Source organism: Gottfriedia acidiceleris (genome assembly GCF_036421055.1).
GTDB classification, from domain to species: Bacteria; Bacillota; Bacilli; order Bacillales; family Bacillaceae_G; genus Gottfriedia; species Gottfriedia acidiceleris_C.
Map to the genome: position 1 here is coordinate 275,030 of NZ_JAZGQS010000007.1, position 24,746 is coordinate 299,775.

At 33.1% G+C, this 24,746-nt stretch carries 26 protein-coding genes and 1 pseudogene; 9 read left to right on the forward strand and 18 right to left on the reverse strand.

The genetic code is table 11. The features are described 5' to 3' along the window. Window positions 1-48: 48 nt before the first annotated feature. The 3 genes from RAH41_RS13215 to RAH41_RS13225 form a co-directional block, all read right to left on the reverse strand. Entirely contained in the window at window positions 49-1,398 is a 1,350-nt protein-coding gene (locus RAH41_RS13215; protein WP_331222994.1) for a DUF5667 domain-containing protein, read from the reverse strand. A gap of 263 nt (window positions 1,399-1,661) precedes the next feature. After that, window positions 1,662-3,332 (reverse strand): arginine--tRNA ligase, encoded by a 1,671-nt coding sequence (gene argS / locus RAH41_RS13220; RefSeq protein ID WP_331222996.1) that lies wholly within the window; start codon window positions 3,330-3,332, stop codon window positions 1,662-1,664. Next, window positions 3,329-3,766: a DUF1934 domain-containing protein gene (locus RAH41_RS13225; RefSeq protein ID WP_331222997.1), complete on the reverse strand. Its 438-nt coding sequence runs from the start codon at window positions 3,764-3,766 to the stop codon at window positions 3,329-3,331. Before RAH41_RS13225 ends, argS begins: the two co-directional genes overlap by 4 nt. Window positions 3,767-4,036: 270 nt before the next feature. On the opposite strand from RAH41_RS13225, the gene RAH41_RS13230 reads away from it, so the two are divergent. Further along, window positions 4,037-4,291, forward strand: coding sequence for a hypothetical protein (locus RAH41_RS13230; protein WP_331222998.1), 255 nt, complete (start codon window positions 4,037-4,039; stop codon window positions 4,289-4,291). A gap of 141 nt (window positions 4,292-4,432) precedes the next feature. Here the strand turns inward: RAH41_RS13230 and RAH41_RS13235 are convergent, their stop codons facing one another. From RAH41_RS13235 to speE, 5 genes are all read right to left on the reverse strand, one after another. Further along, window positions 4,433-5,659 (reverse strand): MFS transporter, encoded by a 1,227-nt coding sequence (locus tag RAH41_RS13235; protein ID WP_331222999.1) that lies wholly within the window; start codon window positions 5,657-5,659, stop codon window positions 4,433-4,435. A 23-nt stretch (window positions 5,660-5,682) separates the two neighbouring features. Continuing rightward, entirely contained in the window at window positions 5,683-6,105 is a 423-nt protein-coding gene (locus RAH41_RS13240; protein WP_331223000.1) for a MerR family transcriptional regulator, read from the reverse strand. A gap of 412 nt (window positions 6,106-6,517) precedes the next feature. Then, window positions 6,518-7,633, reverse strand: coding sequence for a PepSY-associated TM helix domain-containing protein (locus RAH41_RS13245; protein WP_331223002.1), 1,116 nt, complete (start codon window positions 7,631-7,633; stop codon window positions 6,518-6,520). 184 nt (window positions 7,634-7,817) lie between these two features. Further along, window positions 7,818-8,690, reverse strand: coding sequence for an agmatinase (speB, locus tag RAH41_RS13250; RefSeq protein ID WP_331223003.1), 873 nt, complete (start codon window positions 8,688-8,690; stop codon window positions 7,818-7,820). A 12-nt stretch (window positions 8,691-8,702) separates the two neighbouring features. Continuing rightward, on the reverse strand, window positions 8,703-9,530 hold the full coding sequence (gene speE, locus RAH41_RS13255; protein ID WP_025671010.1) for a spermidine synthase: 828 nt from the start codon (window positions 9,528-9,530) through the stop codon (window positions 8,703-8,705). A 307-nt stretch (window positions 9,531-9,837) separates the two neighbouring features. Here speE and RAH41_RS13260 point away from each other — a divergent pair, with 307 nt between their 5' ends. Then, window positions 9,838-11,856: a PBP1A family penicillin-binding protein gene (locus RAH41_RS13260; RefSeq protein WP_331223005.1), complete on the forward strand. Its 2,019-nt coding sequence runs from the start codon at window positions 9,838-9,840 to the stop codon at window positions 11,854-11,856. 284 nt (window positions 11,857-12,140) lie between these two features. Here the strand turns inward: RAH41_RS13260 and RAH41_RS13265 are convergent, their stop codons facing one another. Together RAH41_RS13265 and RAH41_RS13270 are read right to left on the reverse strand one after the other, a co-directional pair. Then, complete coding sequence (locus tag RAH41_RS13265; RefSeq protein ID WP_331223006.1) at window positions 12,141-12,653, reverse strand: YwhD family protein; 513 nt, start codon at window positions 12,651-12,653, stop codon at window positions 12,141-12,143. Between the two features lie 10 nt (window positions 12,654-12,663). Next, window positions 12,664-13,332, reverse strand: a complete 669-nt coding sequence (locus RAH41_RS13270; protein WP_331223008.1) for a site-2 protease family protein — start codon at window positions 13,330-13,332, stop codon at window positions 12,664-12,666. Window positions 13,333-13,495: 163 nt separating this feature from the next. Between RAH41_RS13270 and RAH41_RS13275 the strand changes: the two genes are divergently transcribed. Then, entirely contained in the window at window positions 13,496-13,681 is a 186-nt protein-coding gene (locus tag RAH41_RS13275; RefSeq protein WP_025671006.1) for a 2-hydroxymuconate tautomerase, read from the forward strand. 50 nt (window positions 13,682-13,731) lie between these two features. Here the strand turns inward: RAH41_RS13275 and RAH41_RS13280 are convergent, their stop codons facing one another. Together RAH41_RS13280 and RAH41_RS13285 are read right to left on the reverse strand one after the other, a co-directional pair. Beyond that, a complete protein-coding gene (locus tag RAH41_RS13280; protein WP_331223010.1) occupies window positions 13,732-15,045 on the reverse strand; it encodes an HD domain-containing protein in 1,314 nt (437 codons plus the stop codon). A 352-nt stretch (window positions 15,046-15,397) separates the two neighbouring features. Then, window positions 15,398-15,625 (reverse strand): DUF1450 domain-containing protein, encoded by a 228-nt coding sequence (locus tag RAH41_RS13285; protein ID WP_025671004.1) that lies wholly within the window; start codon window positions 15,623-15,625, stop codon window positions 15,398-15,400. A 220-nt stretch (window positions 15,626-15,845) separates the two neighbouring features. On the opposite strand from RAH41_RS13285, the gene RAH41_RS13290 reads away from it, so the two are divergent. Further along, a complete protein-coding gene (locus RAH41_RS13290; RefSeq protein WP_331223048.1) occupies window positions 15,846-16,688 on the forward strand; it encodes an RsfA family transcriptional regulator in 843 nt (280 codons plus the stop codon). Between the two features lie 149 nt (window positions 16,689-16,837). On the opposite strand, the pseudogene RAH41_RS13295 reads toward RAH41_RS13290, so the two are convergent. Beyond that, window positions 16,838-17,057: pseudogene (locus tag RAH41_RS13295) on the reverse strand (ABC transporter substrate-binding protein); the annotation flags it as partial. A gap of 140 nt (window positions 17,058-17,197) precedes the next feature. On the opposite strand from RAH41_RS13295, the gene RAH41_RS13300 reads away from it, so the two are divergent. After that, on the forward strand, window positions 17,198-18,049 hold the full coding sequence (locus RAH41_RS13300) for a biotin/lipoate A/B protein ligase family protein (RefSeq protein ID WP_331223012.1): 852 nt from the start codon (window positions 17,198-17,200) through the stop codon (window positions 18,047-18,049). A 195-nt stretch (window positions 18,050-18,244) separates the two neighbouring features. On the opposite strand, the gene pta is transcribed toward RAH41_RS13300, so the two are convergent. Then, the gene (gene pta / locus RAH41_RS13305; protein ID WP_331223014.1) at window positions 18,245-19,216 is read right to left on the reverse strand and encodes a phosphate acetyltransferase; all 972 of its coding nucleotides are present in this window, start codon (window positions 19,214-19,216) and stop codon (window positions 18,245-18,247) included. Between the two features lie 235 nt (window positions 19,217-19,451). Here pta and hemQ point away from each other — a divergent pair, with 235 nt between their 5' ends. The 3 genes from hemQ to gerQ all read left to right on the forward strand — a co-directional run bounded on the left by hemQ (window position 19,452) and on the right by gerQ (window position 21,256). After that, entirely contained in the window at window positions 19,452-20,198 is a 747-nt protein-coding gene (gene hemQ / locus RAH41_RS13310) for a hydrogen peroxide-dependent heme synthase (protein WP_331223016.1), read from the forward strand. 220 nt (window positions 20,199-20,418) lie between these two features. Then, entirely contained in the window at window positions 20,419-20,847 is a 429-nt protein-coding gene (locus RAH41_RS13315; protein ID WP_331223018.1) for a cell wall hydrolase, read from the forward strand. A 28-nt stretch (window positions 20,848-20,875) separates the two neighbouring features. Continuing rightward, the gene (gerQ, locus tag RAH41_RS13320) at window positions 20,876-21,256 is read left to right on the forward strand and encodes a spore coat protein GerQ (protein WP_331223019.1); all 381 of its coding nucleotides are present in this window, start codon (window positions 20,876-20,878) and stop codon (window positions 21,254-21,256) included. Between the two features lie 52 nt (window positions 21,257-21,308). Here gerQ and RAH41_RS13325 read toward each other — a convergent pair whose 3' ends face one another. Together RAH41_RS13325 and RAH41_RS13330 are read right to left on the reverse strand one after the other, a co-directional pair. Further along, on the reverse strand, window positions 21,309-21,674 hold the full coding sequence (locus tag RAH41_RS13325) for a DUF423 domain-containing protein (protein ID WP_331223021.1): 366 nt from the start codon (window positions 21,672-21,674) through the stop codon (window positions 21,309-21,311). A gap of 18 nt (window positions 21,675-21,692) precedes the next feature. Next, window positions 21,693-21,980 carry a YwdI family protein gene (locus RAH41_RS13330; RefSeq protein WP_331223022.1) on the reverse strand — a complete coding sequence of 96 codons (288 nt, stop codon included), beginning with the start codon at window positions 21,978-21,980 and terminating at the stop codon, window positions 21,693-21,695. Window positions 21,981-22,119: 139 nt separating this feature from the next. On the opposite strand from RAH41_RS13330, the gene RAH41_RS13335 reads away from it, so the two are divergent. Next, window positions 22,120-22,932, forward strand: coding sequence for a Cof-type HAD-IIB family hydrolase (locus RAH41_RS13335; protein WP_331223023.1), 813 nt, complete (start codon window positions 22,120-22,122; stop codon window positions 22,930-22,932). Window positions 22,933-22,986: 54 nt separating this feature from the next. On the opposite strand, the gene RAH41_RS13340 is transcribed toward RAH41_RS13335, so the two are convergent. Both RAH41_RS13340 and RAH41_RS13345 read right to left on the reverse strand, forming a co-directional pair. After that, the gene (locus RAH41_RS13340) at window positions 22,987-23,655 is read right to left on the reverse strand and encodes a uracil-DNA glycosylase (RefSeq protein WP_331223024.1); all 669 of its coding nucleotides are present in this window, start codon (window positions 23,653-23,655) and stop codon (window positions 22,987-22,989) included. 76 nt (window positions 23,656-23,731) lie between these two features. After that, complete coding sequence (locus RAH41_RS13345) at window positions 23,732-24,715, reverse strand: YeiH family protein (RefSeq protein ID WP_331223025.1); 984 nt, start codon at window positions 24,713-24,715, stop codon at window positions 23,732-23,734. Window positions 24,716-24,746 lie beyond the last annotated feature (31 nt).

Below are 24,746 nucleotides of genomic sequence, written 5' to 3' on the forward strand. Positions count from 1 at the left end.
AAATGTTTCATATGATTTTATTGAAAGGTAAATGGAAATAGTTACTTATTAATTTTTACCATGTCCATTTCCATGGTTTTCACCTTGGTTATTAGAATTCTCATTTTTTTTCCACTCTTGCTTTTCATTTCCCTTATGGTTTCCACGGTTTTCATGTTCACCTTGATTTCTATGGTTTGAACTATTTTCATGCTTTACTACGTGTTTTACTTCGTGTTTTACTTCATGCTTTACTTCATGCTTTACTTCACGCTTTACTACGTGTTTTTCTTCTTTTTCAACTTTTACTTTTTTTACTTTAACTGGTTTTACTTCTTTTGACTTATGTTGATGTTCTTCCTTATGCTCTACTGTTACAGGTTTTGTCGCAACTTCAGCAGCATCATCTTTGTCTTCATTTTCACCTTGATCATCTTCATTAACCGTTTTCACGTCTGTGTCATTTACGTCCTCAATTTTAGTTACTGTTGTAATAACTTCTGGTGTAGCTGACTGATCTGTAGTTGCATCAGGGTATTGAACTGTAATAACTGGTTTTAGAGCAGTTGAATCCTGTTCTGTATTCTTTAAAACTTTCTCTAATCTATCAGAAATTTTGTTAAAGCTTTTTTCAATATTTTTAGCAATCGCAGCTTTTGCTTTTGGATTTTTAACTTGATCTAAAACATTTGCTAAAACCAGTAAATTATTATTTAAATGATGTTGAATTTTTGCAATTTCTTTTTGCTCTTTTGTTAATTTTTGTTTTTCAACATGTTCTTTTTCTGTTTTAGCTTCTTGATCTTCTTTATCAGTTTCTTGTTTGTCTGTCTCAGCTTTTTCTTGGTCTTCTTTTTCTACTTCTTCTTTATCTGTATCTTGTTTATCTGTCTCAACTTTTTCTTGGTCTTCTTTTTCTACTTCTTCTTTATCTGTATCTTGTTTATCTGTTTCAACTTTTTCTGTGTCTTCTTTTTCTACTTCAGTTGAATCTTCTGCTGGTTTCGTAGTAACAGTACCTTCTGTTGTTTCTGAAGTCGTTGGTCCAGTGACAGTTGGAAGTTTACCATCAATTTGGCCTTGAGCAGTATCCATTTGAGTTAAAGCTTCTTTTAATGTTTCTTTTGCTAAATCTTCTTTACCTTCTTTAATTAATTCTCTTGCCTCATGAATGCGCTCTTGAGCAAATTGTGCTAAAAGTTCTGCTTCTTTAACTTTGTCCGTTGTTAATAACAGTTGAATTTTTTCTACTGTTGTTTTTACAAAATAGAAGAAATCGCCTTTAACTAATGCAGGTGCTTCTTCCTTTTGGTCAGTTGGTGAAACTGTATCATTTTCAGCAGCAAGTACTGAACTAGAGAATCCTAACTGAGATAATAATAGTGCTGTAGCAGTCGTATGTACTAATAATTTTTTCATTAATTTTTTCCCCTTTGTAAAAATTTCTTTATTTATTCTCACTATAACTATTCGCAAAGAATTTCATTTTTTAGGGGGTCATTTAAGAAAATTTTTAAAAAAATAATAAAAAAATGGTGAAACTTGTTTTCTTTCCCTATTTATCGACAAAATTTTATAAAATAACTTACTAAAAAAATACAAAATAATACTTAGAAATTTATTTAATCTAACATAAAAAGTACCATACCCTAAATTAGGGAATGGTACTTTTCATTTACTATTTACATTTTTTCTGGTGCAGAAACTCCAACTAAAGCTAATGCATTTTGTAATGTAACTTGAACTGCCTTCATTAAAGCTAATCTAGCTTTTGACTTTTCAACATTTTCAGCATCTAACACTTTTTCTGCATTATAGAAGCTGTGGAATGTACCCGCTAATTCAAACACATAGTTTGTAATATGATGAGGAGTACGTTTTGAAGCAGCTAATGAAACCGCTGCTGGGAATTCTCCTAATTTCTTTAATAACTCGTATTCTTTTTCAGAAGAAACAAGGCTGTAATCTGCTTCACCACTGTAAACAATACCCATTTCTTCTCCTTGACGAAGAATGCTACATACACGAGCGTGAGCGTATTGTGAATAATACACAGGATTTTCATTTGATTTAGAAACAGCTAAATCCATATCAAAGTCTAAATGTGAGTCACAACCGCGCATTGCAAAGAAGTAACGAGTTGCATCAGTACCTACTTCTTCCATTAGATCACGTAATGTTACAGCTTTACCTGTACGTTTACTCATTTTAACTTTTTCACCATCTTGATATAACTGAACCATTTGGATAATTTCTACTTCAAGCGTATCAGCATTATATCCTAATGCTTGAATTGCTGCTTTCATTCGAGGAATGTATCCGTGATGGTCAGCCCCAAGAATATCAATTAATTTATCTGCACCACGACTAAGCTTGTCTCGGTGGTAAGCGATATCCGGAGTTAAATAAGTATAAGAGCCATCACTTTTAATTAATACGCGGTTTTTATCATCACCATATGTTGTAGAACGGAACCAAGTCGCTCCTTCTTCTTCATATGTTTCACCACGTTGTTTTAAATCATCAAGAGCCTCTAAAACTTTGCCATTTTGATATAATGAAGTTTCTGAATACCATACATCAAATTCTACTCTGAAATTACGTAGATCTCGTTGTAGTTTTTCCATTTCTAATTTTAAACCGTACTCACGGAAGAATTTGTAACGAACCTCTTCTGGTTCATTCACATAACGGTCACCGAATTCAGCAGCTAAAGTTTTACCGATTTCTATAATATCTGAGCCATGATAGCCATCTGCTGGCATTTCTTTATCCATTCCAAGTGCTTGCATATAACGTGCTTCTACCGATAATGTTAAATTATTAATTTGGTTTCCAGCATCATTAATATAATATTCACGAGTTACTTCATAACCTGCTTTATCTAAAATATTACATAATGAATCTCCAAATGCAGCTCCACGAGCATGACCTAAATGTAAATCTCCAGTCGGATTTGCTGAAACAAACTCAACTAAAATCTTTTCACCGTTACCAAAGTTTGTCTGGCCATATTCATTTCCTGATTTAATAATCGTTGGGATTAAATCAGTTAAGTAACTATTATCCATATAAAAATTAATGAAACCAGGTCCAGCAATTTCTACTTTTTTAATGCTTGCTTTACTTTGGTCAAAAGAATTAATTAACTCCTCAGCAATCATTCTAGGGGCTTTTTTAGCAACACGTGCTAATTGCATTGCCATATTTGTTGAAAAATCTCCGTGCGCTTTATCTTTTGGTGTTTCTAATATGACTTGTGGTAATTGTTCCTCCGTTGCTAATCCTGCTTTTAATACCGCAGCTTCGATTTCATTTTTTAAACGACTTTTCACTTGTTCTAATGTATTCATATCGTTGCCTCCTTAATTGATACTGTAATGTTATATGACCCAGCATTTTCATCTCCTACAAATAACTTATATCCTAATTGAAGTACCCCTTTTAAAGGTCCTTCAGATACTAGAAATTGTAGTTTTTTTGTATATGCCTTTGTTTGAAATACTCCTAATTCATTTGAGAAAGTACCTTCAGTTGTTTCATTTACTCTGTATTGATGACGCATCATAACTCCGCCATTACGAATAATTGTTACTTCCCCTTTACCTATTTTCATTGTAGCCTTTACTGTTCGGTCCTCATGATTTTCATCAAATAATAAATATGAAACATCATCCTTTTTATAGTACAGGCCATTTGCTTGAAAACTGATTTTATCACGCCCGTGTGGATCTTTTATCAAAGTCTCAAAGTCAATTGAGACAGGTATTCCTTGTTGTCCTTTCACTTTTACACGTCCTTTTCTCCCCATGAACGTAACGAATCACATCCAAAAATCATCTTTTCCCATTTTAGCATAATCTAATAAAAAAAATAAAATAGGTAACAAAAAAATTGTGAAATAAATTCATTAAAGTGAACGAAATTATAAGTCTATCTCAAAAGTCGATATACTCTAACAAAACATCCTATCCATGAAAATGAAGAGGATTTTTGTTTTCAATTGAAAACCATTTGTGAGACAATTAAGAACATACAATCAATAGAAGGAGACTTTATGAAAACAATCGCTCAACAATCATCAAGCAAATTATTTTTCATCGGACTAGGTATTGGGATCATTTCGTTATCGAGCATTTTTCTTGTTTATTTGTACGCCTTTTTTGTGCCAATCGTTGTAGGACTCATATTATGGTTCATTTTAAAACGAAAAGCAATCATGTTCGGTAGTTTTACAGCCGTACTAATTGGGTTACTAGCACTCATCGGTTTCATCGTTTATTTAGCAATGTTCGGTCATTTCGGACCATGACAAACAGCTTTTAACGGCTGTTTTTTTGTATACACCATTTTTAATCAATAACACGACCACAATTTAAAAAAGCAAAAAAAACCGCCAAGAATACATATTCTTAGCGGGCTTTGGCCGTCTTTTGAGACAACCTCAAAAACATTAATGTGCAGATTCTGCTTTATCAATATGAATTAAATGCTTTTTATTAATAAACAAGAAAAGTACCGATAGGAATACAAAACATCCACCTACATAGAAAGGGACATGTGGATTATACCATTCAGCAAGTTTACCTGCTAAATAAGGTGCAATTGCTCCACCAAGGAAACGTAAAAAGCTATATGCAGCTGATGCTGTTGAGCGTTCAACTGGAGCTGCTTGCATTACAGCTGTTGTAATTAATGTGTTGTTATTTCCTAAAAATGCACCGGCAATTATTACACAAACAATAATTACACTATTCGTATTAGTTCCAATTCCCATAATGATAAGTGTAATAGCGAAAAGTGCTAACATAGCATACATCGATTTAAGTGTACCGAATTTCTTTTGTAATTTTGGTGCCATAAATACAGATGTAATTGCTAATAAAAGTCCCCATCCTAAGAATACAAATCCTAAACCATGTTCCTTTAACCCCATATAGAATGGTGAGAATGCTAATAAAGTAAAGAATCCAAAGTTATATAGAAATGCTGTAACCCCTAATGTTAATAATGATTTATGTTTAAGCGCACGGAATGGATCAAGGAACGATGCTTTTTTCGTATTTTGAGTAATAGGTGTTTTTGGCATCATAAAGGAAAGAGATAAAAATGCAATTACCATTAAACAAGCCACACCAAAAAATGGACCTCTCCAAGAAATCGAACCTAATTCTCCACCTAAAAGTGGACCAACTGATATTCCAAGACCAATTGCAGTTTCGTATAAAATTATCGATTGTGAAACACCTGATCTAGATAGTGAAACAATTGCAGACAGTGCAGTGGCAACAAATAACGCGTTACCTAGACCCCATCCTCCGCGTAACCATACTAATTCCCATATGCTACTTGAGTTTCCACCAAGACCAGAGAACACTGCAATAATTAGTATGCCTAACAGAAGTGTCCACTTAATTCCAATACGTGAAGAGATAAAACCTGTTATTAGCATCGCGAATGCCATTACTAAGTTGTAACTTGTAAAAAGAAGCGTTACATCACTTTTAGAAGCATGCATCTTTTCAGCAATTGCTGGTAAAATTGGGTCAACTAATCCAATTCCCATGAATGCGATAATACAAGCAAAACCAACAGCCCATATAGCTTTTGGCTGACTCAAAAGACCCGATTTTTGATTTGCATTTGTCTTTTGTTTTTTACTATCTGCCAAATTTGACATATGTCATCCATCTCCCATATTATTTATTGTTCTAATGCTTTACGCACCCTCTGATACATATCATTCATTTCATCTCGAATATTGTTCATTTTTTTAAGCTTCTCATCAATCATTTTTAATTGTTGAGCAAGTATTGCTTCCGCTCCTAAAAGCTTTTCTTTTCTTTCATCTTCATTCATCTTTTCCTTGTTTTCTCTATATTGCAATCGGAATTCTTCAAATGCCTCACTAATTGCCATATATTCCTGAACCTCCTGCAAAGAAAAACCGAGAACATCACGAACGTCCATTATTTTCTTTAGACGTTCGATATGCAAATCTGAATAAAGTCGAAATCCTCCTTCACTTCTTTCAGGTGGGGAGATTAATCCAATTTCTTCATAATAACGAATCGATCGTTTTGTTAATCCACATTCTTTTGCTACTTCATCTATCTTGTAAAGCAAATAATTGCCTCCTTCGAACTGAATTTAACTTTTTTATATCACTTATCTATCTTACTCCTAATATATCGTTAACGTCAACGTTAACTTTGTACTTATTTCTATTTTTATCTTTCTACAAAATTGTGGTTTTACTACACATAATCATATTTGATACAGTTGATGCGTTTGTTAATTAGTTGTGTTTGATTTTTACAAAAGCCTGTTATGAGTATGTACTTCTCAGTTTTTTGTTGTTTTACTTACATATGAGCTTGTGAAAATGTTTTATATTAAAAAACGGAAACAATAATATTTGTTCCCGATTCAAAAAAAACCGAAAGATAAATACGGCTTTTAGCGCATTTTCTTTCGGGTTCTAATAAATGATTCAACTGATTCCTTAAATCATACTTTCCTAAAAATTTTGTTCGTCTTATGCTGTTTGCTGTAATTTATTAATTTTTTTAACTTTATTTTTTCGTTTTAACGCCCACATTGTAATCCCAGTTATTCCTAAACCAAGTGGAGCTATTCCAACTAAGGCATAAATTATTTTTACAAACATTCCGCCAAAAGTTCCTCTATGTAAACTTTCTCTCCAAACAAAAAATTGATCATATACTGTTTGAGTATTTTTCGAAAAAGTTCCTACATGTTTTCCAGAAAATTGATCGAAAAATTCGGTAGTATTTCCTTTACCTTCAGGGTCGTAACTGCCATCACTTAGTTGGGCTTCTATTACACCTTCTTTATCTGATGGAAGTCTCAACTTGTATAATTCACCTTCCGGGTGTAATTTATTGATTTGGGCAACTATCTTATCCAGACCTATTTGTTGTTTACCATTATCAACTGATTTAAGTTCTTGAGGATAATTCGATGTAAATGTTAATTTCAATGATTCTTCAATCTTTTCTTGGAATGGATATAGCATTCCTGTTATTGCTACAACAAGTAAAAATGGTAAAGTAATAACCCCTATGAAATTATGTAATGACAGATTTTTTGCCATTTGACTTTTATTCCATTTAATTTTTAAGCTTTTAAACACTCGTTTTATACCTGGATACCATAAATAAATACCTGTAATAAGAATGATAATAAATGCGATTGCAACGATACCTATAATTGTTTCACCAATATCATCTAATAATAAATGTGTGTGTAACTCTTTAACAAATGAAACGATTGATTTTTCTCTATTAAAATTGCCTAATAATTTTCCATTGCTTGGATCAATATATGCATCAATTTCATTATGTCCTTTCGACATACTTGCATGATATACATTTGTTAACTTTGAAGGCACATCCATCCTCGAAATTTGAAAACCTTTGTAATGTTCAAGGAAAACCTTTTCTGCTTCTTTTATTCCAATATTTTTTTCGCTACTTGCAGGTTTAAAATACTGTGGATTTAATACATGTTCAATCTGATTCCCAAACACTAATACACTACCCGTTGCACAAACAGCAATAATAAACAGTCCAAAAACTAAGCTGCACACCAAATGCAGAGTTAAAATAAATTTTCTTACCCCTTTTTTCATCTTCTCTTCTCCTATATTTTGATAATAATAATCGTTCTCAATTATAAGGGTAATGATTATCATTATCAATAACATTTTTACATTTTTGATGAATTATTACTTAAGTGCCTTTAACTGTTTCAAATTCAAAATAAAAAGGCGTTTCTCGTCCTAACGAACGAAAAATCGCCTTTTACAAATCTAATTATTTTACCCAACCTAATAAGATTTCACGGATAAATTTACTTGCCGCAACTTGAGTTTGCTCTGCATGATCGTAAACTGGAGCTACTTCTACTAAGTCTGCCCCAACAACGTTAATATCACTGTTTGCAATTGCTAAGATGCTATCAATCATTTCTTTTGATGTAATACCACCTGCTTCAAGAGTTCCTGTTCCAGGAGCATGTGCAGGATCTAATACATCGATATCAATTGTTACATATACTGGACGTCCAGCAAGCGTTGGAAGTACTTTCTTTAATGGCTCAAGCACTTCGAATTTAAATAAATTCATTCCAACTTCTTTAGCCCATTCAAATTCTTCCTTCATTCCAGAACGGATACCAAAAGAATAAACATTTTTTGGTCCAATTAAATCACAAACTTTTTTAATTGGTGTTGAGTGAGATAATGGCTCACCTTCATATGAATCACGTAAATCAGTATGAGCATCAAAGTGAATGATGGCTAAATCTGGGTATTTCTTGTACATAGCTTTCATTACTGGCCATGATACAAGATGCTCGCCACCCATTCCTAAAGGAAATTTGCCTTCAGCTAATAAGCCGTCAATATAGTCTTCAATCATATCAAGGCTTCTTTGAGCATTACCAAATGGTAATGGAATATCCCCAGCGTCAAAATATTTAACTTCTTCTAGTTCCTTATCTTGATATGGACTATATTCCTCTAATCCAATTGAAACTTCACGAATACGCGCAGGACCAAAACGAGAGCCTGGTCGGAAACTTACAGTCCAATCCATAGGCATACCATAAATAACTGCTTTACTTTCTTCAAAGCTTGGATGACTCTTTATGAATACATTTCCAGAATAAGCTTCATCAAAACGCATAATAAAGCCCCCTTATTTAGTAAGATCAGCTACAAATTTTGGTAATACGAAAGCCGCTTTGTGTAGCTCTTTAGTGTAATATTTTGTCTCAATATCGAAGAAACGATTCTCTTCTACTTCAAGTGGATCATGTTTTTTCGATCCGATTGTAAATGTCCACATTCCGCTTGGATATGTTGGAATGTTTGCAATGTATAAACGAGTGATTGGGAAGATTTCTCTTACATCACGTTGAACTTGTGTGATTAACTCAGGAGTAAACCATGGGTTGTCCGTTTGAGCTACAAAAATACCATCTTCTTTTAATGCTTTAGAGATACCAGCATAGAAACCTTTTGTAAATAAGTTAACTGCAGGACCAACAGGTTCAGTTGAGTCTACCATAATTACATCGTATACATTTTCACTATTTGCAATATGCATAAATCCATCGTCTACTTTTACTTCTACACGTGGATCTTCTAATTTTCCTGCAATTTCAGGTAAGTATATTTTAGAGTATTCAATAACTTTTCCATCGATTTCAACTAAAGTTGCTTTCTTTACGCTTGGGTGTTTTAGTACTTCGCGAATAACACCACCATCACCGCCACCTACAACTAATACGTTTTCAGGATTTGGGTGTGTGAATAAAGGTACATGCGCAACCATTTCGTGGTAAACGAACTCATCTTTTTGAGTTGTCATAACCATACCATCTAAAATAAGCATGTTTCCGAACTCTTCTGTCTCTACCATGTCAAGCTTTTGAAACTCAGTTTGCTCTGTATGTAAAGTTTTATTAATTTTAGCAGTAATTCCAAAGTTTTTTGTTTGTTTTTCAGTAAACCATAATTCCATTTAATGCATCTACCCTTCTTTATCAAGATTTAGTTTGAAACATTCGATTTGTCGTGGCTTACCAATGCGCCTCTACTTTTTCGATTATGTTTCGTATTATCCCCACTCTTCCTAATTCCTATCGGATTTGTGTTGTTACGACAATTTTTTGCCGTACAAAAGAAAAGTATAGAGTAATTTTTGTGAAATGCAAGATTTTTAAAGCTAAATTATTTGATATTTTTTACTAAGGTAATTTGAATAAAATTTCTCTTAATCTACCATACTATTATTAATTAGAGAAACGAGTCGAGAGGAGGCTAAATTTTTGTATATTATTAATTACTCTTTTCATTGGCGTACACTTCAAAAAGTCGGTATTTTTCTTACGATTATTTCCATTTCAGGGACACTATTTTTATCCTGTATTTATCTGTTTGCAATTACATCTACAAAACCTTCTTTATTTATTGAGTCAAATTCAAGTTATTATGATCACAATCAAAAGCTAATTAGTAAAACTAAGCTACTCCAAAATCGTAAAACACTTAAAATTGCAGATGTGCCTCCGATTGCGATCAATAGTATTTTAGTTTCTGAGGATCGTAATTTTTTTCATCATCATGGCTTCGACTTAAAAAGGATGGGTTCTGCTATTTTAATTAATATATCGAAGGGACAATACGCTGAAGGCGCAAGTACAATTACTCAGCAACTTGCAAAAAACTTATACCTTTCACAACAAAAAACACTTAATCGTAAGTTAAAAGAGGCTTTTTTAACGATGCGACTTGAGTCGGCATATAGTAAAAATAAAATATTAGAAGCATATTTAAACACTATTTATTTTGGACATGGAATTTATGGTCTAGAAACTGCAGCAAATACCTTCTTAGGAAAAGAGACAAATGAGCTTACAATTGGTGAATCTACATTTTTATTAAGTATTCCAGCTAACCCTTCAAAATATGATCCTTACATTCATTATTCGTCAGTAAAGAAACGGCAACAACGAATTTTATCAGCACTTGAACACAATAAATTAATCAACTCAAAAAATGTTAAAAATGCAATGGAAGAAGCGATTAAGTTAAAACCGATTAAACATACTTCAAATTCTTCATTTACATCCTATTTTCAACAAAGCGTTCAAAAAGAAATTACTGCTACAATTGGACAATCAATCAACAACAATGGTAGCAAAATTTATACAACATTTAATCCCACTATTCAAAAGCACATTGATCAAGCATTTGATAAGTATATTAGACCAAAATCTGATTTACAGGCTAGTGTAGTCGTATTAAATAGTCAAACCGGCGAAGTATTAGGTATGACTGGAGGCCGTGAAAAAGGACAGTTTTTATTTAATCGCGCAATAGCTTCGAAAAGACAGGTAGGAAGTACAATAAAACCAATTCTATATTACAGTGCACTTGAAAATGGATATACTCCATCAACAAGACTTCAAAGTAAGCCTACTGTATTTCACTTTGAAAATGGAGAGTCATATAGTCCTAAAAATAGTGGCAATTTATACGCTCATGATTCAATTACTCTAGCTAAAGCTATTGCTGTTTCAGATAATATATATGCTGTAAAAACCCAACAGGCAGTTGGTACGAATGAATTTATTAAAGCACAGAAGTTATTCCATTTAACCACACCGAATAATAAACTACCTTCAATGGCACTCGGCACTCAAGATGCTTCATTGCTCGATATGACAAGAGCATATGCTTTAATTGCGAATAATGGTAAAGAAGTTATTCCTCATTTCGTAAAAGAAATTAAAACACAAACCGGAAAGACGATCTATAAAGAAAAGTTTGAAAAAAAACAAAGATTAGATAGAGATCAAACCATAATTCTTAAGCAACTAATGAACGGAATGTTCAATACAAATTTTTCAAGCTACTTGCCTGTAACAGGTACTAGTATCATTCCTGAACTATCAAAAGATTATTATGGTAAAACTGGCACTACAAAAACAGACAGCTGGATGATTGGATTCCATTCAAATCTTATTGTTGGAGTATGGGTTGGGTATGATCATTCAAAAAATCTAAACGTAGAAGAAAGTTCACTTTCCAAGAAAGTATGGGTATCAGTTATGACAAAATTATTGGATAAAAATATTGACTCTAAACTACCTAATGATCTTGTTAAAGTTGATGTAGATGAAAAGACTGGCCTTTTGTATAAAGAGGGCTGTGGCGATAAGGTTTCACTTTATTTTCGTAAAGGGACACAACCTACAAAACCTTGTATAAATAAAAAAATGAACCAAAAACATAAAAAGGAAAATAAAGACAGTAAGCCTTGGTATTCAAAATATTTACTTTAAAAACAAAAGACCTCACCAAATGGTAAGGTCTTTTGTTTGTCCTAGTCCTAGCTTTGTCCAAGCTATTATTAGTTTACTTTATTTAGTCTTAAATGTAAAAAGATTATTCGACGATTTCTTCAAATTTTTTATATAATTTACCAAAAGAAAACTCGTTGATTGGCGAGCCCTAGGGCGAATACAGAGAGGTAGTTGCACTTATACTTAAGACCTTAAATTGGAAACTACGTCGATTTTCCTACTTTGCTGCCAATTTATACATACTTAATGTGTAAAAAAGTATACTAACCTAAAAGTTCAGTTTTTAATTGTTCAGATGAGTTATTCCACATCTCTTCATTATGCGATTTTAAGAAATTAGCTAATAATTTACGAGACTTTTCATCCATTTGTTCGACGATTATTTTACGTTTCATCGCTTTATCCATTTTATTTACGTGATCAGGAAGAAGCTTATATCCCCTTCTAGCTTCACGATCAACAGTCATGTAGCAACCTGTTACGCCAGCATAATAAGGACCACTTTCAGTTCGCTCAGTTGCGACCCACACTAACCAATAAGGTTTTCCATTAGGAACTTCATCCTCACTAGTTAAAAACTTAATCCCCTTTTCAACTGAACTTCTTGCGTGCATTGCACCGATATCTACAAATACATCATTCTCTTGAATATCAATAAAGACTGGTGAAATATTTTCTAAACTAATTGCTCCAACACCAAATCCGCCATGCCCACTCGTTGAATCATTTTTTAATATATTAAAACCTAGTGATTTCTTTTTTGGTTGATCAGACATTGTGCCCCTCCTAAAAAATTAATGGTGTAACAATTGAATTAATCCAGTGGAAAACTGATGGTATAGCAACCTGGAAAATTGGTTGTATTGTATAGTTATCTAATGGCGTTAATACTAAAACTAAAAATACAAATGCTCCATACTGTTCATATTGTGACATTTTAGCCCGAAAGTCATTAGGAGCTAAATCCTCTAAAATTCGATATCCATCTAGTGGTGGAAGAGGAATTAAGTTAAATACAAATAATACGATATTCATTTGAATGAAAATATTAAAAAAAGAATCTAAAGTAATTGATAGTGCTTGTGGGAAAGAATGAAAAAATCCGTATTTATATAATAGTGAATAAACGATTAAACCAAGCGTCGCTAGAATAAGATTACTAATCGGACCCGCTGCAGTTGTTAAGATTCCTGCTATTCTCGGATGTTTAAAGTTATGGCGATTTACAGGAACTGGTCTTGCCCAACCAAAGCCTAAAATAATAATCGCAATTGTACCGAAAATATCTAAATGTCTAAATGGAGAAAGCGTTAATCTGCCTTGTCTTTTTGCCGTGTCATCTCCAAATTTATAAGCTACATAAGCATGTGCAAATTCATGAACTGATAACGAAATTGCAACTACTAATAATATTAATGGTATATCTTTTAATGGATATTGAAAAAATGATCCCATTCTTTGCTCCTCTCAAAAAATTGCTGTTTTATGTACCTAAACGATTAATTTATAAATAGTTTAATTTATTCTTTATGATTTCTTCAATGTTAATCGATTTAAACGTTATTATTCTGACTTCCTGAGTTATAATAAAAATGATAAAACGAAGGAGGTCAGAATAATGCCATACGTTACGGTAAAAATGCTAGAAGGTCGCACAGAAGAACAAAAGAAAGCACTAGTTGAAAAAGTTACTGATGCTGTAAGTGAAACAACAGGTGCTCCAACTGAAAAGATTGTTGTTTTCATTGAAGAAATGACAAAAAACCATTATGCAGTTGCAGGTAAACGCCTTAGTGACGAATAGATTTCCTTACATACATCAACAGTAAACGGAGTAACTTCCGTTTACTGTTCTTATCTTCTTTTAGTCCCTGCTATTTCTTCAATCATTTCGATTACTTTCTTTTTCTTTTCATCAGGATTATTATAAATTAAATCATGAGGAAAATATAACTTAGAATCAAATAACTTTTTACCAGTTATTCCATCTACAAGCTCTGATTTACGCGAAATTTCTTTCAAATCGCCGTTCGTTTGTAATAGTAAAATCGGCTTTTTCCCATCTTCTTCACCATACCTAAAGTAGTCATAAGCCTCGTCTGAAATTGTATCGATAACCAAATAGTATTCTGGATCAATCTCTATTTCTAAAAATAACTCTTTTAATTTAGCAAACTTTTCAGTATGTTTTTGTGTATCAAAGTCTACATATTGAAATAATTTTCTATTTAAGTACCGTTGACATAGATCACTTAAGATTTGATCAGATTCCTCCTGCCATACTTGGAAATAATACAAAAGGACTGATTCATCTAATTTGATATATTCATCTAAGTCAACTTTTCCCTCAAACAAAAGACCAAAATGAACTGGAACATAATTAAAATGGTAACCTGTTTCATGTAAATATTTAGCCCTTTGTAATATTTTTTGTAGAATGGCTTCCGCACTTCTAGACACCGGATGAAAATAAACTTGCCAGTACATCTGGAATCGACTAATTAAGTAATGCTCAACGGCATGCATACCTGATTGTTTTATAACGACACCATCCGGTCTAGGACGCATAATTCTCAAAATACGTTCCATATCAAAATTACCGTAACTTACGCCAGTGTAGTATGCATCTCTAAGAAGATAATCCATTCGATCTGCATCAATTTGGCTTGAAATCATACTCGTAACTAACTTATTCGCCGATGTTTTCTCAATGACCTCCGAAACTTTTTTAGGAAAGTCATCCCCTACTTTTTTTAGAATCTCATTAATTTCTGTTGAACCCTCAATAATTTCCCTCGTTAATTCTTCATGATCTAAATTAAAGATCTTCTCGAATGTATGCGAAAAAGGACCATGACCAACATCATGTAATAATCCAGCACATAGAGCTAATAAGCGATCATCATCATTCCATTCAGGACGACCAGAAAAAACATCATCTACCATACGCCTTATAATTTCATAAACTCCAAGCGAATGAGTAAATCGACTATGCTCAGCTCCATGAAACGTCAGATACGTAGTACCAAGCTGTTTAATTCTTCGTAATCTCTGAAATTCTTTCGTACCTATTAAATCCCAAATAACTTGATCTCTTACGTGAATATAACGATGTACAGGATCTTTAAATACTTTTTCCTCATAAAGCTTTTGGAAACGATATGACATATCTTGGCCCCTTTTCAATATGTATACTAATTCTTTATATGCTAATTGATTTTCTTTCTGAACAGGACTCTTCTATCTTTCTTTTATGGCTCAAGGCATTAACCTCTCTAGTGATAAGCCAAATTCCCAATGAAGGTAAAACCAACCTTCTGCATTTATTATTAATTTTCTCTCTCTTAACCTTTAGATATCAAGTTTTAATAGGTTACCTCGAGATCATAAGTCAAATTCCAATGAAGGTAAAAATCACCCTTCCTTGGCCTTCGTCTTATGCTTGTCGGGGCTTGAGCGAACGCCTTCCGCATTTCTTTACTATTATATCAAAAAAACGCTCCTAAGGATGAAGGAGCGTTTAATTCTTACCTAGTTTTGACTTTATCTTTACAAGTAGATCATCTTCATTTGGTGCAGATAGGGGACGATTGTTTACGAAACAAAATGATTTTTTTCGTCCTGGTCCACAGTAAGATTGACAACCAATTTTAATCTCTGCTTCATCATCTATTCTTTTTAAGCGAGGGACTAATGTTTTAATATTTGTCGCCTGGCAGTCATCACATATTCTAAATTCATTTGACATTTTTTTACAATCCTTTCTGTTCTAAATTGAACATACTCAGCAGTAATTTTACTCGTTCCAAAAAGGACATGCAAGTTTTCCAATTAAATCACTCCAAATAGTATTCTACTATTTTCTATTTTTTGTATAGTTTTCTATTTTTTTGTCCAAACTTCTATTAATCAGCTAGGAATTTAAATCGATTAATTGAATAAAAGAAAGTTGAGGGGAAATTTCAATGATGAAATTACGACAGGATGCTTGGACTGAAGAAAATGATTTACTTTTAGCAGAAACCGTTTTACGACATGTACGAGAAGGTAGTACTCAATTAAACGCCTTTGAGGAAGTAGGCGATGTTTTAGAACGTACTTCGGCTGCTTGTGGTTTTCGTTGGAATGCTGTAGTTCGCTATAATTATGAAAAAGCACTTCAATTAGCAAAGAAATTCCGTAAAGAAAAGCTTCGTCACGCTAAAGGTGAAGATGCTAAGAAAAAATTATTATATACACCTTCTGAATCTAGTTATATACAAACAGATGTATCTAGTAATTTTGATCGTTATTTAAATGATGAACAAGATTTAGAATATGGTGTTGAACTCGATCAAGAATTTGGGTCTTTTGTAGAAACTGAAAATGAAAATGATGCAAGTGTAGAAGTGACACATAACGAGGAACCAACAACTGAAATATTTTCAAGTATTCCTGCAGTTCAAAATCAGTACCAATCACAGACTCCACCAGTTTCACCAATGAATACAAGAAAAAGTTCAATTACAATGTTTGATGTCATCCAGTTCTTACAAGGTCTTTCGAGCAGCCAGATTGGTAGCGAACGTTTAGTCCGTGAAAATGATCAACTAAAAAGAGAGCTTATGCAATTACAGGAACGAAATTCACAATTACAGAGACAAGTAGAAAAGCTTGAAAAAGACGCTACTACTGTCCAAGAAGACTATGAAACAATGATGAAAATAATGAACCGTGCCAGAAAATTAGTATTATTTGAAGAGGAAGAAAAGCCAGCAGCAACATCCTTTAGAATGGATAAAAACGGTAATTTAGAAAAAATTGCAGAATAACATGATCAGTTATCACATAGAGGAACTAAATCCTAATTTTGATTTAGTCCCTCTATTTTCATGTATACTACATTTTGAAAATCCCGTTACAATCTATTAATTTCCTAAAATTGATTTTTTTAAAGAATGCTAGCTGTTTTCAACCGTCTGTATGTTACCGTTAGAGCAATCTCTTTCAATTTATCTATATATATTTTTATATTTAATAATCCAATAATTAAATCAGGTTTTAATTCATTATTATTTCAGATTCTGATCTGAAACTTCCGGATCATCCTTTAATTGTTTCTGAAAGGTTGGATTCTTTGACCAAACATTTACATTATCAACATTAACTCCTAAAGAAATGACATTACCTGCAAAACCTGAAACGGTAATAATAACTTTTTCATTCATATCGTTTGATTCTAATTATTGTCAACCTACTATTCAGAATATGAAGTTTTTTTATTTAGTATAAAATCATGCTAAAATAGGAAAACAAACGCAAAACGCAAGGGGCTTATTTAATGAATCAACATTTAAATCGGTTAAAAACAGATGAAATACGTTTTATAGACGGCTCAACTTTAGGGCCATCCTTTGAGGCGATCCAATCTTTTGCATTAGATGATACATTATGTACAAAAATTGGGAAAATGGAGTCTCCAACAACAATTCGGACTTGGGTACACCACAATACAATCGTTTTAGGAATACAAGATACTAGACTACCGAATTTAAAAAATGGGGTTAAATTTCTTAATAAACATGGATACAAAGCAATCGTACGAAATTCAGGTGGGCTTGCTGTAGTTTTAGATGAAGGTGTTCTAAATATATCAATCCTCTTTCCAGAAGCTGAACATAAGCTGCAAATTAATGATGGTTATGAAACGATGTATGCACTAATTCAAGATATGTTTAAGGATTTAACAGATAAAATAGTAGCAAAAGAAATAGTAGGGTCATATTGTCCAGGAGATTTTGATTTAAGTATCGATGACAAGAAATTTGCGGGCATTTCTCAACGTAGAATACGTAAAGGGGTTGCTGTTCAGATTTATTTATGTATTAATGAAAGTGGTTCAAAACGTGCTTCAATTATTAAAGATTTTTATGAAATTGCGATTGATAACAATGAAACTTCATTTAAATATCCTACAATTATACCTGAAACAATGGCATCTCTTTCCGAACTACTATCATTAAATCTTTCAGTGACGGATGTAATGACAAGATTACTTCAATCATTAGTGAAATTAACTCCAAAATTAACACCTAATTCCTTACTTGATGATGAAATCGAATTATATAATTATCATTTGCAACGAATGATTGATCGTAATTCGGATGTAAGTTCTATGCAGAATGAGAAATAGTGATCTTCAAAAAGATATTTTTTTAACAAAGATATTAATTGCCTTAGTTTTTTAAAATAATTAATCAATCATTTTCTTTCATAAAAAAACAATCGATTCATCATATTTAAAAAGCTAACCAATTTCACAAAGTGTTCCTATAAAAAAAGAGTGCTCAAAGGTCTTTGACTTAAGAGTACTCTTTTTTCCATCTAATTATAGTGACTGAGCAGCTGTGATGATTGATAATTTATAAACGTCTTCACTGTTACAACCACGAGATAGGTCGTTAACAGGCATATTTAAGCCTTGTAGGATTGGTCCGATTGCTTCAAAGTTGCCTAAACGTTGAGCAATTTTGTAACCAATGTTACCTGCTTCTAAGCTTGGGAATACGAATGTATTAGCATCTCCTTGGATAACTGAATCAGGAGCTTTGCTTTTTGCAACAGATGGAACAAATGCTGCATCAAATTGGAACTCTCCATCTAAAGTCAATTCAGGAGCAAGCTCTTTTGCAATTTTAACTGCTTCAGCAACTTTTTCAGTTTCAGGTGATTTTGCAGATCCTTTAGTTGAAAAACTTAACATTGCGATTTTAGGGTCAATGTCAAATAGTTTAGCTGTTTTTGCACTTTCAATTGCAATTTCAGCTAAATCTTGGCTATTTGGGGCAATATTAATCGCACAATCTGCGAATACGTATTTCTCATCCTCACGAACCATAATAAATACACCAGATGTCTTTGTAACGCCTGGTTTTGTTTTAATGATTTGAAGCGCTGGTCGTACTGTATCGGCTGTTGAATGTGTAGCACCACTAACTAAGCCTTGAGCTTTGTTAGCATATACTAACATTGTCCCAAAGTAGTTTGGATCTAATAATGCTTTACGAGCTTGCTCTTCTGTTGCTTTTCCTTTACGGCGTTCAACAAATGATGCAACTAATTGCTCCATTTCTTCATATGTAGATGGGTCTAAAATTTCTACTCCTTGAAGTTCTAAACCTAAGCTACTTGCTTTTTCTTTTACATTTTCTACGTTACCGATTAAGATTGGCTTTAATACATCTTCTTTCGCTAGTCTGTCAGCTGCTGTCAAGATTCTCTCATCTGTACCTTCTGGTAAAACAATTGAAATACCTTTACCTGATACTTTTTGTTTAATGCTTTCAAATAAGTTGCTCATAATTGCCTCCATAATCTTTAAAATTATTTTATTTGTACATAATTAGAATAAAACCTTTTTAGAATAATGAAAAATATAATATATTAAATAAAGCGCTATCATTTAAAGTAAATTAATTCCTAATTTTCTAACTAAATTTGGATATTGTATAATTTTGTATGTTTTTACAAAATACTTTTATTTGTAGTATGCTATATAAATGAAAATCAATACGATAACGTTTGGGGGATTTAAAATGAGTGAAGCTGCAAAAACTTTAGATGGCTGGTATTGTTTACATGATTTTAGAAGTATGGATTGGCATGCTTTTAAACAATTAGGTAGTGATGAGCGTCAACTAGCGATTACAGAGTTCCAACAAGTTTTCTCAAAATGGAATCAAGTTGCTGATGCTGGTGAAGGTAGCCATGCTATTTACAATATTTTAGGTCAAAAAGCCGACATTATGTTTATGGTTTTACGACCTACAATGGATGAGTTATTACATATTGAAACAGAAATTAATAAAACTACATTATCTCAGTACATGATTCCAACTTATTCTTACGTTTCTGTAGTTGAATTAAGTAATTACTTAAGCGAAGAAGACGGTGATCCATATCAAAATCCGCATGTTCGCGCTAGACTTTACCCTGCATTACCAAAATCTCAATACGTATGCTTCTATCCAATGGATAAAAAGCGTGAAGGCGAAGATAATTGGTACATGCTTCCTTCAGGTGCTCGTAAAGAAATGATGTATAGCCACGGAAAAATTGGTCGTGGTTACGCTGGTAAAGTTAAACAAATTATTACTGGTTCTGTAGGATTTGATGATTATGAATGGGGCGTTACTTTATTCTCTGAAGACGTACTACAATTCAAAAAATTAATCTATGAAATGCGCTTTGATGAAGTAAGTGCTCGTTATGGAGTATTTGGATCATTCTTTGTTGGAACAATTCTAAAAGAAGATGCATTCTCAAAATATCTTTACGTATAATTGATTACTTAAGTGTATCCACTAAATACGAACAGTCATAGTATATAAATTAAAAGACTTCTCTTTTTGAGAAGTTTTTTTATTTTCCTATTGGAAAAGATGTCATATGTTTCTTTCAATTTTAATATAGTTACAGTAGTGAACGAACTAATTAGTCCTCGCTTTCCGATCACCAATGGGATTCATGCAGAATATTTAATTCGGATGAGGAGGCTTTTTTATGGCTGTAATTCGTTATACTGAGGCTGAAGTTTCATTGCTTGCTAGATTAATGCGCGCTGAAGCTGAAGGCGAAGGTGTAGAAGGTATGTTAATGGTTGGAAATGTATGTGTTAATAGGGTTTTAGGTGATTGCTTAGATTTTAGAGACATTCGAAGTATAAAAGATATGGTTTATCAAAATCCTGGTGGATTTGAAGCTGTTCAAAAATCTTACTTTTACCAACGTGCCCGGGACCAAGATATTGCACTTTCTAGGAAAGTAATTGCGGGGCAGCGTTTTTGGCCAGCTACTTATGGCCTATGGTTCTTCCGACCTGCAGCTTCATGCCCAGCAACATGGTTTAACCAAAAACTAGCAGGAAGATTTAAGTCGCATTGCTTTTATCAACCAACTGCTGAAGATTGTCCTAAAGTTTACAGTGTTTAAAATGATTTGACTAAGGGAGGTTTTTTCTTTGAGTAATCCTTACGAATATTATCCAAGTCTTTATCGTGCGGCGCAACCTGGTCAAGGACAACAAACCGGACAGGGTCAAGGGTTTGCAGCCCCATCAGGCGGGATGATTACCCAACAAGGTCAAGTTACCGCCTCAGCTAGTATGTTTGAACAATCCTATGTAGAAAATATACTTAGAGCCAATCGTGGGAAAATTGCTACGGTTTATATGACTTTTACTGGTCACCAACAACAAGTATTTGTCGGGTATATTATGGGGGCTGGACGCGATCATATTGTACTTAGAGATGTAAATACCACTAAAACTTTCATATTGTTGACAATATACTTAGATTACGTCACATTTGACGAAGAAATAGCTTTGCCTTATCAACTTTAAAAAAAAGTGTTCAATATAGTGCAATAATTGCACTTTTATTGAACACTTTTCTTTATTTCATTACTGAAATCCCTACTAATATCCAAGCTACTAAAAATGCTAAACCACCTAGTGGAGTAATCGCACCTAGTATTTTAATTCCAGAAATACTTAATATGTACAAGCTTCCTGAGAATAAGATGATTCCTATTATTGATAACCATCCCGCCCACGTTAATTGAGTTGTTGAACCATATTTATCAATTAAAAATGCAATAATAAATAGTCCACCTGTTTGGAACATTTGATATTGAACAGCTTTTTGCCAAATTTGAAGTGATCTTTCGGAAATTTTCCCCTCAAGTCCATGTGCTCCAAATGCACCTAATGCAATCGATAAAAATGCAAAGATACTACCGAATAAGAAAAATAATTTCAAATCTTCTCCCCCTTTATCTTAAAAATCTAATAATGATCCGCTTTGTTCCGAGTCATCCAATTTAGGCATAACAGAAGGTCTCGACATAATAGGCTGATTTGGTATTGATTGAACGATACTACTCGTTACGATCTTGTTTGGAACCTCAATATTACTCTCGTCTTCAAGAAGTAACTCACATAAAGAACGAATACTGGCAATTCTTTCTCGGAACTGTCCAGGTTTTTGTGTACTTACTTTTGCCTTATGTAACTCATTTTCAATTTGCTGGATTACTTTTTCTACACTGATATTCAGATAAATCACCACCAAACTTTATTAACACAATCCAATAAACCCTATTATACTATGGCTTTTTTCTGAAAGCGAATACCAACCAAATTAAGCACTATTTTATTCGAACGGTGGTATACTAAAAAAGTTAATTTTTAGGAGGTATTGTAATTTGAACTATAAAATGATTGTTTTAGATATCGATGATACACTTTTAACAGATCAACACGTTATTTCACAAAGAACGAAGGAAGCTTTACTCAAAGCTCAAGATATGGGTGTAAAAGTAGTGTTAGCTTCCGGTAGACCAACCTTTGCTATGCACAAGTTAGCTGAGGAACTATTACTACATGATTATGGTAGCTATGTCCTATCTTTTAACGGAGGAATCATTACTGACTACCGAACAAAAAATAATGTTTATGAATGTACACTAACAAAAGAGCAAGCACATGAACTTTATGATCTTAGTAAGAAACATAATGTCTTCGTTCATACATATGTTGAAAATGATATTGTTACAGAAAAAGGGAATCAATATACTGATATTGAAGGCCAGCTCACAGGCATGCCTATTAAAGAAGTAAGTAGCTTTACTGATCATGTGAAAAATGACGTTGTAAAATTGTTAATGTTGGAGGATCCAGAAAAATTGGCTCAAGTTGAAAAAATACTTCAAAAAGAGCTTGAAGGTAAAATTAGTGTCATGCGCTCGAAGCCATTCTTTTTAGAACTAACAAATAGTGAAGTTGATAAAGGTAAAAGTCTAAATCACTTAATTCAAATTTTAGGAATTCGACAGGACGAAGTAATCGCTGTAGGAGATGGATATAATGACCTACCGATGATTAAGTTTGCTGGACTAGGTGTTGCGATGGGAAATGCTCCTGAAGAAATTAAACAACAAGCAGATTATGTCACTGCTACTAATAACGAAGATGGTGTGGCTAAAGTTGTTGAAAAGTTTATATTGAGTAATAAATAAGTACAAGAAAGGGTTGTCAAAAAAAAGACAACCCTTATTTTAAACTCTATACAACTACTCAACTGTCCAGTCAATCGGCTCTAATTGAAGTTCTACTAGTTTTTGATTAATTTGTGAAAATGGCTTACTCCCAAAGAAACCTCTACTAGCTGACAATGGACTCGGATGATGTGATTTTAATATTACATGGTGTTTGCTCGTAATCAATTCTTCTTTAGCTTGGGCATGTTTACCCCATAGAACAAAAATAATCGGGCGATCTTGCTTATTTAACTCGGATAAAATCGTATTCGTAAATAGTTCCCATCCTTTATTTTTATGTGAATTTGGTTCCCCTTCACGAACAGTTAATACAGTATTTAATAATAAAATCCCCTGCTTCGCCCACTTAATTAAATAACCGCTAGTTGGTATTTCTATCCCTAAATCGCTATTTAATTCCTTATAAATATTTCTTAAAGAAGGCGGTATTTTTACTCCCGGTAATACAGAAAAACTTAAACCATGCGCTTGACCTGGCTGATGATAAGGATCTTGTCCAATAATCACTACTTTGCAATCTTCATATGAACACTCGTTTAAAGCCTGAAATAAATGCTCTTTGGCAGGGTATATTGTTTGTTCCATGTATTCTTTTTCAAGAAATTGCAATAAATCTTTAAAATACGTTTTTTCAAACTCTGGTTTTAACTTTTCTCTCCAATTTGATGATAGATGAAGCAATGAAATACCACCTTTCCTGACGAAATTTCCCGAGAAATAGATTAGATTTGTTGTTTCTTGTCGTTGTTTCTGATTATTAATAGATTACTTGAATTAGCAAAATTGCGATGATGATTTGAAAACCTACAATACTTAATGCATAAAGTGAAAGTGACTTCCCTTGTTTAATGATCATTTTTAGATTTACGTTTAAACCGATTGCAGCGAGTGCAATCATTTCAAATAAATGACTAGTCTTATTTGATATATTCGCAGCCCAACTTGGTAGCAATCCTAAGCTATAAAATACACAAAGGATGACAAATCCTATTACATACCAAGGAAATTGAATTTTTACTTTTTCAATTGATTCCTCTGCTATCTGTCTTCGTTTTATAGTAGATAAGCTAAAAACTACAAACACTAGAAAAACTACTCGAATCAGTTTAAATATAGTGGCATAATTCTTTACTTCATCATTGAGTAAACTACCACTAGCAACTACTTGTCCAACTGATTGTAATGTACTTCCGATTAGTGCAGAGGTCGGCAATGTTTCTGAGTGATATAATACAGATGCTATTAAAGGTAAAATAAACATTAAGACTGTTCCCATCATATTTACTAGTGTGACAGCCAGTCCCTTTTCTTCTTGCGAGGCTTGTATAGCTGGGGCAGTTGCACCAATTGCTGACGAACCGCAAACTGCATTGCCACTTGCCATTAAATAGCTAAAATTCAATCCAAAACCTAATTTTTCGCCTAACCAAATCGTAAAAATGATGACTAGACACATTTGTGTCACAATTAACAAAATTCCTTTTAATCCTAGTAGGCTAATCATTTGAATGCTGATCGTTGCTCCTAATAAAAATATTGAGACCTCTAATAATTTACTTTCTGCAAACTTTCTACCGCCTTCAAAATAAGACTTTAAGTGTACTGTATTACCGACAATCAATCCGATTAATATTGAAAGTGTAGCTGCTCCAACCGGAAAAATATAAGAAAGTGTCTCACTAATAAGTGCAATAATAAGGCAAAGAACTACCCCCGGAATAGCTTTATAAATATTCCCCATATGATTCTCCAAGCTTTCATTAAAATATTAT

What these genes read in the sequence shown, in the direction of transcription:
- hemQ (WP_331223016.1), top strand. Translation starts at nt 19,452, where the DNA reads ATGAGTGAAGCTGCAAAAACTTTAGATGGCTGGTATTGTTTACATGAT.
- RAH41_RS13280 (WP_331223010.1), bottom strand. Translation starts at nt 15,045, where the DNA reads ATGTCATATCGTTTCCAAAAGCTTTATGAGGAAAAAGTATTTAAAGAT.
- RAH41_RS13285 (WP_025671004.1), bottom strand. Translation starts at nt 15,625, where the DNA reads ATGTCAAATGAATTTAGAATATGTGATGACTGCCAGGCGACAAATATT.
- RAH41_RS13275 (WP_025671006.1), top strand. Translation starts at nt 13,496, where the DNA reads ATGCCATACGTTACGGTAAAAATGCTAGAAGGTCGCACAGAAGAACAA.
- speB (WP_331223003.1), bottom strand. Translation starts at nt 8,690, where the DNA reads ATGCGTTTTGATGAAGCTTATTCTGGAAATGTATTCATAAAGAGTCAT.
- pta (WP_331223014.1), bottom strand. Translation starts at nt 19,216, where the DNA reads ATGAGCAACTTATTTGAAAGCATTAAACAAAAAGTATCAGGTAAAGGT.
- RAH41_RS13245 (WP_331223002.1), bottom strand. Translation starts at nt 7,633, where the DNA reads ATGAAAAAAGGGGTAAGAAAATTTATTTTAACTCTGCATTTGGTGTGC.
- RAH41_RS13290 (WP_331223048.1), top strand. Translation starts at nt 15,846, where the DNA reads ATGAAATTACGACAGGATGCTTGGACTGAAGAAAATGATTTACTTTTA.
- speE (WP_025671010.1), bottom strand. Translation starts at nt 9,530, where the DNA reads ATGGAATTATGGTTTACTGAAAAACAAACAAAAAACTTTGGAATTACT.
- RAH41_RS13315 (WP_331223018.1), top strand. Translation starts at nt 20,419, where the DNA reads ATGGCTGTAATTCGTTATACTGAGGCTGAAGTTTCATTGCTTGCTAGA.
- argS (WP_331222996.1), bottom strand. Translation starts at nt 3,332, where the DNA reads ATGAATACATTAGAACAAGTGAAAAGTCGTTTAAAAAATGAAATCGAA.
- RAH41_RS13345 (WP_331223025.1), bottom strand. Translation starts at nt 24,715, where the DNA reads ATGGGGAATATTTATAAAGCTATTCCGGGGGTAGTTCTTTGCCTTATT.
- RAH41_RS13215 (WP_331222994.1), bottom strand. Translation starts at nt 1,398, where the DNA reads ATGAAAAAATTATTAGTACATACGACTGCTACAGCACTATTATTATCT.
- RAH41_RS13270 (WP_331223008.1), bottom strand. Translation starts at nt 13,332, where the DNA reads ATGGGATCATTTTTTCAATATCCATTAAAAGATATACCATTAATATTA.
- RAH41_RS13235 (WP_331222999.1), bottom strand. Translation starts at nt 5,659, where the DNA reads ATGTCAAATTTGGCAGATAGTAAAAAACAAAAGACAAATGCAAATCAA.
- RAH41_RS13230 (WP_331222998.1), top strand. Translation starts at nt 4,037, where the DNA reads ATGAAAACAATCGCTCAACAATCATCAAGCAAATTATTTTTCATCGGA.
- RAH41_RS13265 (WP_331223006.1), bottom strand. Translation starts at nt 12,653, where the DNA reads ATGTCTGATCAACCAAAAAAGAAATCACTAGGTTTTAATATATTAAAA.
- RAH41_RS13300 (WP_331223012.1), top strand. Translation starts at nt 17,198, where the DNA reads ATGAATCAACATTTAAATCGGTTAAAAACAGATGAAATACGTTTTATA.